The organism is Mycobacterium sp. IS-836 (genome assembly GCF_001954275.1).
Classification (GTDB): domain Bacteria; phylum Actinomycetota; class Actinomycetes; order Mycobacteriales; family Mycobacteriaceae; genus Mycobacterium.
The window spans coordinates 1-15,824 of the sequence record NZ_MBEU01000081.1; the positions used below are offsets into that span (position 1 = coordinate 1).

The following is a 15,824-nucleotide window of genomic DNA, read 5'->3' on the forward strand; positions in this document are numbered from 1 at the left end:
CCAGGCCACCACCAACTCCGCACACCGATCCATCGCGACGCCCACCGCGCGCTCGGGACCGACCCCCGCCTCGATCAATACCCGCGCCAAGCGCGACGACCACTCATCAAGCTCGCGATACGACATCGTGCGGCTGCCGTCGATGACCGCCGGCGCGCCCGCGGCGGCCGCCACCGCCGCGGCCAATATCTGCGGCGCCACGCCCACAGGCGCATCCACCTCGACGCCAGACCACCGCTGCAGCACCAGATCACGCTCACCGCGATCCAGCAGCGACACCTCTCCCACCGTCACCGAGGCGTCGGTCACCACCGCCTCGATCACCCGGCCAAACCAGCCGACCAACCGCTCGATGCTGGCCCGCTCGAACAAATCCGTGGCAAAGGTCACCGCTCCGGTGGCCATCGGCGCCGCCCCGTCGCCGGGCACCTCCCTGAGATCGAAATCCAGGTCGAATTTGGAGGTGCCGGTAGACATCGCCAGGGGCTCCACGTCGACGCCCTCCAGCGCCACCTCGGGGCGCACATTGTTCTGGAAGACCATGCCCACTTGGAAAAGCGGGTGATGCGCGGTGGAGCGCACCGGGTTGAGCTGCTCGACCAACAACTCGAACGGGACATCCTGATTGCCGTAGGCATTGAGGGCCTTGTGCCGCACCCGCGCCAGCACATCGCAAAACCGCTGCGCGGGAGTGACAGCCACGCGCAATACCCAGGTGTTGACGAAAAAACCGACCAGATCGTCGAGCGCCTCGTCCAACCGGCCGGCGATCGGCGAGCCCATCACCACGTCCTCACCGACACCCGCGCGGTGCAACACCACAGCCAACGCCGCCTGCAACACCATCGAGGCCGTCGCGTTGTGCACCGCCGCCACGTCCTTGACCCCCGCCCACAACCGTGGGTCGATGCGCAGCTGCACCTGATCACCGCGGTAGCTGGGCACCGGCGGACGCGCCCTGTCCGTGGGCAGCGACACCACTTCGGGCAGCTCGGCCAGCTCCTGGCGCCAATATGCCAATTGCGCAGCGATCACGCTGCCGGGATCAGACTCGAGGCCCAACCAATCCTGTTGCCACAGCGTGTAATCGGCGTACTGCACCGCCAACGGCGCCCAGCTGGGGGCTTGCCCCGCGCACCGGCTGGCATACGCCATGCCCACATCCCGGACCATCGGTGCCATCGACCAGCCATCAAAAGCGATGTGGTGCACCACAATTCCCACCACATGCCGCTCCGAACCCGTCGCATAGATCTGAGCACGGATCGGGATCTCGGTCGACAGATCAAACCGATACCCGGCCAACGCCGCCAACTCGCCGGCGACGTCCCGCTCTGGCAGCGGCACCACCACCGCACCCTTGTGTTGCCACATCCCCGGGCGCGCCGCCAACACCTGCTGGCACGGCACGCCGTCGAGATCAACAAAGATGGTGCGCAGCGCTTCATGGCGCGCGATCACATCGTCCAGCGCCGCCCCGAGCGCCTCGACATTCAGCGGACCGTTGACCCGAAAGGCGATCGGCATGTTGTAGGTTGCCACCCCGCCCTCGAACCGATCCAAAAACCACAACCGGTTCTGGGCGAACGACAACGGGACCCGCACGGGCCGCCGGCCGGCAACCAATGGCTTGCGCCGGTCGCCGTCCTCACCGATCCGGGGTGCCAACTGGGCCACGGTGGGCGCGTCGAACAAAGTGCGCACCGCAAGACCGGCATCCAGGGCGGTGTTGATCGCCGCGATCACCCGCATCGCCGATAGCGAATCCCCACCCAAATCGAAAAACGACTCGTCGACCCCGACCCGCTCAAGCCCTAACACCCGCGCATAAATACCGGCCAGGATCTCCTCGGTGGGGCCCGACGGGGCCCGATAACGATCGACATCGGTGTACTCGGGTGCCGGCAAGGCCCGCTTGTCCAGTTTGCCGTTGACCGTCAACGGCAAACTGCCCAGCGCCACGACGGCCGCCGGGATCATGTAGGACGGCAACCGCTCAGCCAACCGGCTGCGTAGGTCGTCCGGGTCAACCGCGCCAGTGACATAACCCACCAGACGCTTGTCGCCGGGACGGTCCTCGCGGGCAATCACCACCGCCTGCTCGACCCCGTCCAGTCCGGCCAGCGCCGCGCGCACCTCGCCGAGTTCGATGCGATACCCGCGGATCTTGACCTGCTCATCGGCACGCCCCAGATACCGCAGCTGCCCATCGGTGCCCCAACACACCTCATCCCCGGTGCGATACATCCGAGTTCCCGCTGTGAACGGGCACGCCACGAACCGCGAACCGGTCAACCCCGGCCGCCGCCAATACCCGACTCCCACACCGGCCCCGGCCACATACAACTCACCGACCACACCCGCCGGCACCGGCCGCAACCACGCATCGAGCACAAACAACGCCGCCCTCGGAACCGGCGAACCGATCGGTGCCCCCGAACCCGCCGTCAACGGCGCACTGATCGCCGCGTACACCGTGGTCTCGGTCGGGCCGTAGGCGTTGATCATCACCCGCCCGGGCGCCCAGCGATCCACCAGCTCGGCCGGGCAGGCCTCACCGGCCACCACCAGCGCCGCTTCCAAGCCCTCAGGAGACAAAACCCCCGCCGCAGAGGGGGTTTGGCTTAGCACGCTGACGTGTTCGGCGGCCAGTAAGGCGTGGAAGTCTTCCGGCGAGCGGGCCACCTCTTCGGGCACCACCACCAGCCGCCCGCCGTAGAACAGCGCGCCAAAGATCTCCCACACCGAGACGTCGAAGGCCAACGAATGCCACTGCGTCCACACCTGGCCCGGCGCCGGAAGGCCCGCATCCAACGACTCCAGCAACTGGGTCACGTTGCGGTGGGTAATCGCCACCCCCTTGGGCACCCCCGTGGTGCCGGAGGTGTACAGGACGTACGCGATGTCATCGGGAGCCGGCGCCGGCGGTGCCGTGCTGGGCTGTATATCAATGCGGGGGTCGTCGATGTCGATAACCAGCAACTGATGGCCGTCCAGCCGGTCGGCCAGCCCGGCGGTGGTGATCGCGGCGATCGGCGTGGCGTCGGCGAGCATGAACCCGACGCGGGACGCCGGTAGTACCGGGTCGATCGGTAGGTAGGCCGCCCCGGTTTTCAGCACCGCCAAAATCGACACGATCGCCTCGGCCGAACGCGAAAACAGCAGCGCCACAGACTCACCCGGGCCCGCGCCCTGGCCGGCCAGCAGGTGCGCCAACCGGTTGGCCGCCTCGTCAAGCTCGCGGTACGTCCAAGAGCACCCCTCGCATACCAGTGCCACCGCCTCGGGTGTGCGCGCCACCTGCGCGGCGAACAACGCCGGGATCGACGTCGGCGTGCTCGCCGGCTCGCTCAACACCGCCCGGTTGCCCCACCCCTCCAGCCGGGCCTGCTCGGGCGGATCCAGCAAGTCCACCGACGACAAGGGACGCGTGGGGTCGGCGGTCATCGCCGCCAGCACCCGCTCCAACCGCTGCGCCACATCGGTGACATCGAAATTCGAAAATGGCTGCCCAGCGCCCGCCGTGCTGAGAAACAGCCGATCGCCGGCGCCAGAGAAGAACAGCCCAAAGCCGTCCACGGGGCCCGCAGTGGTCAATGAGGCCGATGCCGCGGCACCACCGAAGGCCAAGGTGAATATGGACGGGATGAAATTAACGCTCACCCTGCCGATCGGCTGACCTGGGCGAGCTTTGCGCTCAAGGGCTTGCACCGGAAACCTCTGATGCTGCAGCGCTTCCCGTATCCGCTTGTCAACATATTCACAAAAACCGGCGACCGTACATCCCGGCGAAACCGTCAACACCAGCGGCACAATTCCGGCAACCATTGCGGGAAGCGTCCGTGATTCCGGACGTACTCGCCTGGCGACCGGGAAATCGAACACCACCTCTGGGCCCTCGGCGCACCAGCCACGGACCAAGAGGGCGCACGCCGCGGTGATGACCGACGATCGAGGCACATTCCACACCTCGGATAACTCTTCTACGCGGCGAAGGACCAAAGGGTCCAATTGAACCGGCGCGGAAAGCCAATACGGTTCCCGCTCGCCCGCGGCAGCGGGCAACCGATCGCGCGGCCCGCTTTCGCTGGGAAGGTTTCTGGTCCAATAGGCCTGATCTTCGAGATAGTCGTCGGACGCTTCGTATTCCAACTCGCATTCGACCAAGTCCTGCAGCGAGCCGAAGAACGCATCAGGAATCGGTGCGCCCGAAACGATCGCCGAGTAGACGGCCGCAATCCGCTGACCAACCAGCGCGATCCCGGTTCCGTCCACGACTATGTGGTGGCCGCACCCGAAAAAATAGAATTCCTCGGGCGCCGTCCGAAGCAATGCGAATTTGAACAGCGGGCCACTGAGTGGCATCGGGGTGCGCTGGATCGATGAGGTTATCCGATGCGCTTCTTGTACGGGATTGTGCGAACCAGTCAGGTCATAGAAGACGAGCTCCACATCCGGGTACTCGATCGGCTTTTGGAAAACCTGGCCATTCACCTCAAAGATGGCAGCCCTGACAGGTTCGGCCTCGCTCACTACTCGACGGATCGCCCATTGCAGGGCATCGGGTTCTACCGTGCCCTCGATTTTCACGAACAGACCGAGTTGCCACTCCGTGCCGGAGTGTCCCGTTTCCTGCGCAAGCCAAATGTCTAGCTGTCCGCGCGTTACCGGTAGTGCCCGGTCATCAGGTTCGCGCGTCAGCGTCAGTGCGCGGTCATCGAGTGCCATCCGAATCCCCCACCCCGCATGGTTTAGTTATCAAAAGCCCTGCCCACTGCCAGCCTCTCGCGCAGACTTTTCGGCCGTCTATCGGTCCTTTTCTCTTCGAAGTAGTCCGGATACGCGACGCGATCCTCTTCACCCGAGACCATCCGCCAGCCGCCTGGAACACCGGCAAAATTCCCCTAGGCCGTCTAGTCGAAATGAGTGAAGCCCGGCCCAAACCATAACGGAGGCCTACCGCGTCCGTTGGGATTTCGAGAAAGTTTCTTGCTGTAAAACACATGTAAAACAACACTTTTCGACGATCTCCTACCCAAGACGCGGCCTCCGGTTTGCGGCCGGACCATGCGAGCCCAGGCTTAGTCGGCTAGCGCCGGACGAAGTCGCAGATCAATGAGCTGAAGCCCGGAACTCCAAGCCTGCCTAACAAATTCGCGCTGGACCCCGGTCCGCGGTGTTGCTCGAACGTCCGAACGGGTGAACCGATCGTGCAGTAAAACACATGTAAAACAACACATTTGGACGATCTCTTACCCACCTCGTGACCTCCGGTTTGCGACCGCGGTCTGCGCACCCCCCTGAAGCCCGGAGCCGCGGGCCCGGTGATTGCCTAAGCGTCCAAACGGGTGAACCGGCCGTGTCGATAGTGCTCGACACAGGCCGCTCGCCTGACCTTGCCGCTCGTGGTGATGGGAATCGAACCCGGTGGCACCGCAACCAGATCCGCGAGGGCCAGCCCATGCGAATTGGATATGGCCGAGGTGACCTCACGCTTGACGGCGACGAGCTGGTCCGCTGCCTCTTCATCGGAATCGCCGCGGCGCTTGACCTCGATGATGGCCACGAGCTCCTCCGTGTGATCGCGCGCAACCGCTATCGCCGCGCACCTGCCCCGGGTGATCTCCTGGATGGTCGCCTCGATGTCGTCGGGTGAGTGGTTACGCCCGTAAACAATCAATAGATCCTTGATGCGGCCAACGATGAACAGCTCCCCATCGGAGAAGAATCCCCGGTCTCCCGTTCTGAGCCACGGCCCTTCGGGCGTCCCCGCCGACGGAGCGACGAGCCGCCCGCCGAAGGTGCGCTCGGTCTCGTCGGGCTTGTGCCAGTAGCCCATAGCGATGTTGGCGCCGTGCATCCAAATCTCACCGGCCGTACCTTCCGGGCACTCGACGCACGTGTCGGGATCGACGATGCGAATCGTCGGTGACCGCGGCACCCCATAGCTGACTAGCGGTGTACCGGTCCCGCTAGCGCAACGCTCCGCATGGCCGGCGGACAGCTTCTCGGATTCGAAGTGGACGATCTCGGGTGGCTGGGCAGGAGTGCGGGTCGCCGCATACACCGTTGCCTCGGCGAGCCCATACGACGGCCGTATCGCGTTGTCGGGCAAGTTAAAACGCGCGAACCGATTGGTGAAACGCCGCAGCGTCGCGGGGTGCACCCGTTCGCTACCGCTGAGGATGACCAGCACCTCCCCCAGGTCCAATCCGGCCATGTCCTCGTCCGAGGTTTTTCGTGTCGCCAATTCGAAGGCGAAGTTCGGCGCCGCCGAAAATGGATGGTGGTTGTTCGCCAGCAATTGCATCCAGCGGGCCGGTCGTTGCAGGAACGCCACCGGGCTCGTCAGCACGGTGCCGACCCCCGCCAGAATCGGCGCGCATACCCCCAGGACCAAACCCATGTCGTGATACAACGGCAGCCACGACACAATACAGCCGTCGGCCGGCGGGACCCGTCCGTAATCCACAAAGAAGTCGGACATCAGCTGTTCGAAATTGGCCAGCAAGTTGTGGTGCGAGATCATGACTCCGGCCGGCTGACGGGTCGACCCCGACGTGTATTGGAGATACGCCACATCCGGATAGGTCTCGCGCCGGGCGCCCGATCCTGCCGGAGCGTCAAGATCCAGCCGGTCAACCTCAACGATCGTGGGAACTGATTCCGCGGACCGCGTCGCATAATAGGCAACCTTGCCCGCGACAGGGGACGTGGTGAGGACGACAGTCGGCGACGTGTCGCGCAGTACCGAGCTGACGCGCTCATCGCTGACGCCACCTAGCGGAACCGAAAGCGGAACCGCGAGCTGCCTCGCTTGCAACGCGCCGAGAAACGCAACGATGTAGTCGAGCCCCTGGGGTGCCAATATGACGGCGCGGTCACCCGTCGACGCGCAATCTTCGAGCGCCCGTGCGACGTTCAGTGTTCGCCGATACAGCTGCGACCAGGTCAGGCTTTCCTCCACGCCGTTCCAGTCCTGGTCGTAATCGACAAACGTGAACGCCGTGTCATCGGGCTGCAGGCTGGCGCGTTCGCGCAGCACAGCCGGAACGGAAGTCCCCTCCACGGTCATCAGATTACCGTCGTCGCCGCCACCGTCGGGGACAAAACCCGGCAAGTCGCTGTACCTGTTCAGGTGTAGCCGACCGCCGGACACACACCGATCGCCTACAGTACGAACACCGTGCGAAAACTGGCGCCCGCGGCAGCCCACGGCAGGAGGATGCGTGACCACCGTTCCAAAAATGTTGGCATTGGGGCTTGTTGAGCCCGTCGTGTTCGGGGTGATCCTATTCACGGCGGCTTTCACGTTCGACTACTGGCAGGCATGGGTTTTCCTGGTGGTGTTCGCCCTGTCCGGGTGGCTCCCCAGCCTTTACTTACTGCGCACGAATCCCGTTGCGCTACAACGCCGGATGCGTGGAGGACCGGCGGCGGAGACGCGAACGACGCAGAAGGTCGTGATGGCGGCCTCGTGGTCGTCGCTGGCGGCGATGCTCGCCCTGAGCGCCCTCGACCATCGCTTCGGCTGGTCGCGGGCCCCGGCCGCGGTCTGCCTGGCCGGTGATGTCCTGGTAGCCGTCGGGCTGGGCGTGATGATGCTGGTGGTCGTCCAGAATAGCCATGCGGCCGCGACGATCCGGGTGGAGGCCGGCCAGAAGGTCATCTCCACCGGGCTCTACGGGCTGGTGCGCCACCCCATGTACACCGGCAACGTGATCATGATGATCGGCTTCTCCCTCGCGCTCGGCTCCTATTGGGGGCTGCTGTTCGTTCTGCCGGGCCTCGGCGTGCTCGCCTGGCGCATCCGGGATGAGGAGAAGCTGCTGTCCGAAGAGCTGGACGGGTATCGCGAGTACACGCGCAAGGTCCGCTACCGCCTGGTGCCGTGCATGTGGTGATTGCCGGCTAGAGCAGTCCGAGCCGCTGCAACTCGGTGACGTATTTGACGATGATCGGCGGCGAGACGTGCGGGATGTCGTTGTCCGGCCCAATCTTGGCTTCCTGCACCGCAGCCCGGAATCGGTCGGTCGGCGCGAGAGAACCCCGGACCGGCTCTATCGCGTGCACGTCCGGGGTATTGCGCAGAAGCAATTGCAGTACCTCCAGCACCGAGTGCTGGCGCTGCCGTTCGGGCAGGGCACGCAGGGCGGCCTCGAAGCGCCGCAGCCACTCCCCGAAGTCGTCGATGCGCTGGATCGGGTGGCCGGCCTCGATCAGCCAGTCGACGAACTCATCGAATCCGATGCCGTCGTCGTGCGGGTTCATCACGTGGTAGGTCTCGAACCCGTCGACCACCTGGGCTCCCAGTGTGGCGATCGACTCGGCGACGAATCCGACGGGCAGCCCGTCGAAGTGCGCGCGTTGCCGGTTGCCGTCGGCATCGAGCCGGTACACCGAACGCGGCGCGATACCGGTGGCCACCACGCTCAACACCATGCGGGAGAACAGGTCCGACTCGTTGAGCTGACCCACGTAGGTGGTGTCGGCCATGACCATGTCGCAGCGAAACACCGCCACCGGCAGCCCACACAGATCGTTGGCCTCGCGCAGTAGCACCTCGCCGGCCCATTTGCTGATGCCGTAGCCGTTGGCGTAGCTGCCGTCCATGGTTCGGGTGGGGCTGATGACCCGGATATCGGCATCCTCGGTGAACGCCGACGGCTCGATCTGGTCGCCCACGTTGACGGTCGACACGTAGATGTAGGACTTGAGTTTGGTGGCCAGCGCCAACCGGATCAACTCGGCGGTGCCCGCGACGTTGGGCCCGAACAGCTCGCTGTAGGGCAAGACGGCGCTGACCATGGCCGCGGAATCGACGATCAGGTCGACCGTGTCGGCCAGCCCCTGCCAGGCCTGCTCGTCCAGGCCGAGGTTGGCTTCGGCCTTGTCGGCCGCGATCACCCGCAGATGATCACGGGCCAGGTCCTGGAATCGCCACAGCAGATCCGGATCGCCGCGGTCGAAGACCTTGACGAGCCGGCGTCGCGCGTCCTCGTCGGATTCGGCCCGCACCAAACAGATCAGCGTGCCGTCGACCAGCTCCATCCGCTCCAGCCATTCCAGCAGCAGGTAGCGCCCCACGAAACCGGTTGCGCCGGTGAGCAATACCGTCCGCACCTCGGCGCTGGGGCCGGGCAGGGACGGGGCGGCGGAAAGCGTCGTGGCGTCGAGGAACTTGTCCAGCGTGAGGTCGGCGGCGTGCACCTCGATGGCGTCGCGGCCGTGCACGGAGGTGAAGCCGTCCGCGCCGGCATGCCGGCCGACCTGCTGGCTCAGGCCGCTGACCGACGGCGCGTCGAACAAGACGCGCACCGACAGGTGGGTATCCAGGGCGGTTTTGATCTTGGCGATCACCCGCATCGCGGAAAGCGAATCCCCACCGAGGTGGAAAAACGACTCGTCGACCCCGACGCGGTCGACGCCGAGCACCTCGGCGTAGATGCCGGCGAGGATCTCCTCGGTGGGAGTGGACGGCGCTCGGTACCGATCACCCTCCTGGTATTCGGGTGCCGGCAGGGCGCGGGTGTCGAGTTTGCCGTTGACGGTCAGCGGCAGGGCCTGCACCGCCACCACGGCCGCCGGCACCATGTACGCGGGGAGCCGCTCGGCCAGCTGGGCGCGGGCCGCGGCCGGATCGGCGGTCCCGGTGACATAGCCGACCAGGCGCTTATCCCCGGGGCGGTCCTCGCGGGCGATCACCGCCGCCTGCCGCACCCCGGGTTGCGCCGCCAGCGCCGCCTGCACCTCACCGAGTTCGATGCGATACCCGCGGATCTTCACCTGCTCGTCGGTGCGCCCGAGATATTGCAGTTGTCCGTCGGGTCCCCAGCACACCAGGTCGCCGGTGCGGTACATCCGTGTCCCGGGCCCGCCGAACGGGCACGCCACGAACCGCGACGCGGTCAACCCGCCCCGGCGCCAATACCCGCAGCCGACCTGGCCGCCGGCCACATACAACTCGCCGACCACTCCGGCCGGCACCGGCCGCAACCATGCGTCGAGGACAAACAAAGCCGCCGTCGGCAGGGGCGACCCGATCGGGACCACGCCCGACCCGGGCGTCAGCGCAGCGCTGATCGCGACCCACATCGTCGTCTCGGTCGGGCCGTATTCGTTGATCATCACCCGCCCGGGCGCCCAGCGGTCCACCACTTCGGCCGGGCAGGCCTCGCCACCGACCAGCAAGGCCACCGAATCCAAACCCTCCGGCGACAATGCCCCAACGGCCGACGGGGTTTGGCTCAACACATTGACCCGTTCGTCGACGAGCAAGGCGTGGAAGTCTTCGGGCGAGCTGGCCACCGATTCGGGCACGACGACCAGCCGCCCGCCACGCAGCAGGGCGCCGAAGATCTCCCAGCCCGAAATGTCGAAGCTGTAGGAATGCCACTGCGACCACACCCGCTCGGGTCCCGGTGGCAGGCCGGTGTCGTCGAGCGAGTCGGCCAGCAGGGTGACGTTGCGATGCGTAATGGCCACGCCCTTGGGCACACCGGTCGTCCCGGAGGTGAAGATGATGTAGGCGAGGTCGTCGGCCGCCGGGCCGGGTAACGCGCTGCTGGGCTGGGCGGCTATCGCCGGGTCGTCGACGTCGATGACCGCCAGGTCGCATCCGGCCAGCCGATCGGCCAGCCCCGCGGTGGTGACCGCGGCGATCGGCGTGGCGTCGGTGAGCATGAACTCCACCCGCGACCGCGGGTGCGCCGGATCGATCGGCAGGTACGCCGCCCCCGTCTTCAGCACCGCCAACATCGCGATGATCGCCTCGGCGCAGCGGCTGAACAGCAACGCCACACATTCGCCGGGGCCCGCGCCGTGGCCAGAAAGCAAGTGCGCCAACCGGTTCGACGCCTCGTCCAACTCGCGATACGTCCACGACCGCCGCCCGCAGACCAACGCCGCCGCCGCGGGGTTGCTTGCCACGTGGGTGGCGAACAACGCCGGAATCGACAGCTCGGGCGTTGCCGGGCGGGTCAGCACCGCCTGGTTGCCCCACGCGTCCAGGCGGGCGTACTCGGCCTCATCGAGCAGCTCCATCGACGACAACCGCTGGGCGGGATCGGCGGCCATTGCGTCCAGCACCCGCTGCAACCGCTCGACGAACACCTCCACGCTGGCGGCATCGAAGACGTCGGTGCGGAATTCCACCTGCCCGCCGATCCCGGCGGGCTCACCCGCATCGGTCCAGCGTTCACCTAGGGAAAATGTCAGATCCATGCGGGCGGTGTGGGTGTCCACCGGCAGCGGGGCGACCTGCAGATCGCCCAGGGCCAGCGCGGCGGCGGGGCCGTTGTCCTGCCCGGCAAGGTTCTGCCAGGCCAACATCACCTGAACCAGGGGGTGATGGGTGAGCGATCGGGTGGGGTTGAGCCGCTCCACCAGCACCTCGAAGGGCACGTCCTGGTGTTCGTAGGCGGCCAGGCTGCGCTGGCGCACCTGGGCCAACACCTCGGCGACGGTGGGGTCGCCGGTCAGGTCCACCCGCAACGCCAGGGTGTTGACGAAAAAGCCGACCAGCTCGTCGAGCGCGGGGTCGCGCCGCCCGGCGATCGGGAACCCCACCGCCACATCGGGGCTGGCGCTGAGCTTGGACAGCAACACCGCCAGGGCGGCCTGCATCACCATGAAGCTGGTCGCGCTGTGCTCGCGGGCCAGCCGGGCGACCCGCTGTTGCAGCTCGGCGGGCCAGTCCACGGCGACGTTCGCACCGCGGTAGTCGGCCACCGGTGGGTAGGGCCGGTCGGTGGGCAGCGCCAGGCGTTCGGGCATGCCGGCGAGGGCTTCCTGCCAGAATTCCAGCTGCGCGGCGATGCGGCTGTGCGGGTCTGTCAGCTCACCGAGCTGGGTGCGCTGCCACAGCGTGTAGTCGACATACTGCACCGCCAAATCGGGCCAGCCGGGGGCTTGCGCCGCGCAGCGGGCGGAGTAGGCCACCCCCAGATCGCTCACCAGGGGCATGAGCGACACGCCGTCGGCGGCGATGTGGTGCATCGTGGCCACCAGCACGTGTTCGTCCGGGCTGACGACGAAAAGCCTTGCCCGCAAAGGTATTTCGCCCGTCAGGTCGAACGTGTAACGGGCGGACTCCTCGATGGCCTTGGCCAGCCGGTCTTGCGACCACGTGCTCGCGTCGACGACCTGCCACCCGTAGTCGGCCCGATCGGCCGGGATCACCAGCTGCTGCGGGATCCCCTCGGGCGCCGGGAACAATGTGCGCAGGCTTTCGTGGCGGCCGACCACATCGCCCAGCGCCGCGCCCAACGCGTCGGCGTCGAGTTGGCCGCGCAGCTGCAGCGCCACCGCGATGTTGTAGATCGGCGACGGACCCAGCAACTGGTCCAGGAACCACAACCGGGACTGGGCGAACGACAACGGCACCACCGCGGGCCGCGGGCCGGCCACCAACGGATCCAGCCCACCCTCCTCGGCGCCGATCCGCGGCGCCAGCTCGGCGACCGTGGGCGCGTCGAACACGCTGCGCACCGCGAGGCCGGCGTCCAAGGCGGTGTTGATCGCGGCGATCAAGCGCATCGCCGACAGCGAATCCCCACCCAGGTCGAAGAACGAGTCGTCGACCCCGACCCGGTCGAGCCCGAGCACTTGGGCGTAGATGCCGGCGAGGATCTCCTCGATGGGCCCGGTCGGGGCGTGGAAGTGCTCGCCATCCTGGTAGTCAGGTGCCGGCAGGGCACGGGTGTCCAGCTTGCCGTTGGACGTCAGCGGCAGGGCGTCCAGTACGACGACGGCGGCGGGCACCAGGTAGGCCGGAAGCCGCTCGGCCAGCGTGGCGCGCGCCGCGGCCGGATCGGCGCTGCCGGTGACATAACCCACCAGGCGCTTGTCGCCGGGGCGGTCCTCGCGGGCGATCACCGCCGCCTGCTCTACCCCGTCCAGGTTGGCCAGCGCGGTTTGGACTTCGCCGAGTTCGATGCGATAGCCGCGGATCTTCACCTGCTCGTCGGCGCGGCCGAGGTATTGCAGTTGGCCATCGGCTCGCCAATACGCCAGGTCCCCGGTGCGATACATGCGTGTTCCCGGCCCCCCGAAGGCGCAGGCCACAAACCGCGTCGCCGTCAACCCGGGCCGGCCGACATACCCGGTGGCCACACCGGTACCGGCCACGTAAAGCTCCCCGACCACCCCCGCGGGCACCGGCCGCAACCAGCCGTCGAGGACGAACAACGCCGCCCCGTCGACCGGCGACCCGATGGGCGGCCCACCCGAACCCGCGGTGAGCGGGGCGCTGATCGCCACGCACATCGTCGTCTCGGTGGGTCCGTAGGCGTTGATCATCACTCGCCCCGGCGCCCAGCGATCCACCACCTCGGGTGGGCACGCCTCGCCGGCCATCACCAGCGCCACCGCGTCGAGCCCCTCGGGTGACAGCGCCGCAACGGCCGACGGGGTTTGGGTCAAAACGCTGACCCGCTCACCGATCAGCGTGTCGTGGAAGTCTTTTGGTGAGGCGGTCACTTCTTCGGGCACCACCACCACTCGGCCGCCGCGCAGCAGCGCACCGAAGATCTCCCACACCGATACGTCGAAGGCCAGGGAGTGACACAGCGGCCATACCCCCGACGCGGGTAGGCCGGAATCCAACGGCTCCAGCAGCCTCGTGACGTTGCCGTGGGTGACCGCCACGCCCTTGGGCACGCCGGTGGTGCCCGAGGTGTAGATCAGGTAGGCGAAGTCCGCCGGCGACGGTGTCGGCAACGACGTGGCTGGATACGTCTGGATGCGCGGGTCGTCAGCGTCGACCACCGGAACGCCAAGCCCGTCCATCCGGCCGGCCAGCTCGGCGGTGGTGATCGCGGCGACGGGCGCGGCATCGCCGAGCACGAACTGCACCCGGGCGTCCGGCACCACCGGGTCGATCGGCACGTAGGCCGCCCCCGTCTTCAGCACGGCCACAATCCCCACGACCGCCTGCTCGGACCGCGGCATCAGCAAAGCCACGCATTGTCCGGGGCCCGCGCCGTGGCCGGAAAGCAAGTGCGCCAACCGGTTTGATGCCTCGTCCAACTCGCGATAGGTCCACGGCCGCTGCCCACCGCTGATCGCGACCGCGTCGGGTGTGCGCGCCACATGGTTGGCGAACAACGCCGGAATCGAGACCGCCGCGGGCAGGGGGCGGGTCAGCGTCGCGCGATTGCCCCACTCGTCGAGCCGGGCCAGCTCGCCGGCGCCGAGCACATCCACCGACGACACCCGCCGCGTGGGGTCGGCGGTCAGCGCCGCCACCACCGCGCGCAGCCGCTCGATCAACGCCTCGATGCTGGCCGCGTCGAACACGTCGGTGCGAAACTCCACTTCCCCGCCGATCCCGGCGGGTTCGCCGGCCTCGGTCCAGCGTTCGGTCAAGCCGAACACCAGATCCATGCGGGCGGTGTGGGCATCCACCGGCATCCGGGTGACGCGCAGGTCGCCCAGATTCAGCTCGGCGGGCTCGTTGTTCTGCCAGGCCAGCGCCACCTGGACGAGCGGATGGCGGGCCATGTTCCGCGCGGGGTTGAGCCGCTCGATCAGCACCTCGAAGGGCACGTCTTGGTGTTCGTAGGCGGCCAGGCTGCGTCCCCGCACCCGGTCGAGCAGCTCGGGGACGGTGGGGTCCCCGGCCAGGTCGACGCGCAGCACCAGGGTGTTGACGAAGAAACCGACCAGCTCGGTCAGCGCGGGATCGGGGCGCCCGGCGATCGGAAACCCGATGGCGACGTCGTTGCTGGCGCTGAGCTTGGACAGCAGCACCGCGAGGGCCGCCTGGACGACCATGAAGCTTGTCGCATTGTGCTCGCGGGCCACCCGGGCGACTTGCTGCTGTAGCTCGGCGGGCCAGTCCACGGGGACCGTGGCGCCGCGCTGATCGGCGGCCGGCGGGTAGGGGCGGTCGGTGGGGAGCTGCAACTGCTCGGGCATGCCGGCGAGGGCGTCTTCCCAGTAGGCGAGCTGGTCGGCGATGCGGCTGTGCCGGTCGTCGAGTTCGCCGAGCTGGCTGCGCTGCCATAGCGTGTAGTCGACGTATTGCACGGGCAACGGCGCCCAGTCGGGAGCTTGTCCGGCGCAGCGGCTGGCGTATGCCACACCCAGATCACGGACCAGCAGGTTCACCGACCACCCGTCGGAGGCGATGTGGTGCACCACGGCCACCAGCACGTGTTCGTCGTCTGATACCCGGAAAAGCCTTGCCCGCAAAGGGATTTCCGTCGCGAGATCAAACGTGTGACGGACCGCGGCACCGATGGCCTCTTCCAGCCGGGCCGCCGGCCAACCGGTCGCGTCCACGACCTGCCAGCCGAAGTCCGCCCGCTCGGCGGGCATCACCCGCTGCCGCGGTATCCCCCCGGATGCGGCAAACAATGTCCGCAGGCTCTCGTGGCGGTCGATCACGTCGGCGACGGCCGCACCCAAGGCGTAGGCGTCGAGGGGCCCGCACAGCCGCAGGGCCACCGCCATGTTGTAGGCCGGCGACGGCCCCTGTAGCTGGTCGAGGAACCACAACCGGTTCTGGGCGAACGACAGCGGGATCACCGCCGGCCGGTCGCCGGCGACCAACGGTTCCAGCCCGGCCGCGCCCGCCGCACCGACGCGGGGCGCCAATTCGGCCACCGTGGGTGCCTCGAACAAGGCGCGCACCGAAAGTCCGGCGTCCAGCGCGGCATTGATCGCCGCGACCACGCGCATCGCGGATAACGAGTCCCCGCCGAGCTCGAAGAACGACTCGTCGACCCCGACCCGCTCCAGGCCAAGGACCTGGCCGTAGATGCCGGCGACGATGTCCTCGGTGGGGGTGGCCGGGGCGCGGTAACCGCCGGCGTCCTGGT

At 67.4% G+C, this 15,824-nt stretch carries 4 protein-coding genes; 1 reads left to right on the top strand and 3 read right to left on the bottom strand.

Features of this window, described 5'->3' with window-relative positions; translation table 11 throughout:
- Both A5747_RS24680 and A5747_RS22125 read right to left on the bottom strand, forming a co-directional pair.
- The coding region (locus tag A5747_RS24680; RefSeq protein WP_142245686.1) for a non-ribosomal peptide synthetase at positions 1-4,728 on the bottom strand (4,728 nt) is incomplete at its 3' end.
- Positions 4,729-5,332: 604 nt separating this feature from the next.
- Positions 5,333-7,075, bottom strand: coding sequence for an AMP-binding protein (locus tag A5747_RS22125; RefSeq protein ID WP_076128339.1), 1,743 nt, complete (start codon positions 7,073-7,075; stop codon positions 5,333-5,335).
- A gap of 172 nt (positions 7,076-7,247) precedes the next feature.
- On the opposite strand from A5747_RS22125, the gene A5747_RS22130 reads away from it, so the two are divergent.
- On the top strand, positions 7,248-7,904 hold the full coding sequence (locus A5747_RS22130; protein WP_076128338.1) for an isoprenylcysteine carboxylmethyltransferase family protein: 657 nt from the start codon (positions 7,248-7,250) through the stop codon (positions 7,902-7,904).
- 7 nt (positions 7,905-7,911) lie between these two features.
- Here A5747_RS22130 and A5747_RS22140 read toward each other — a convergent pair.
- A partial coding sequence (locus tag A5747_RS22140; protein ID WP_142245687.1) for a non-ribosomal peptide synthetase occupies positions 7,912-15,824 on the bottom strand: 7,913 nt, incomplete at its 5' end.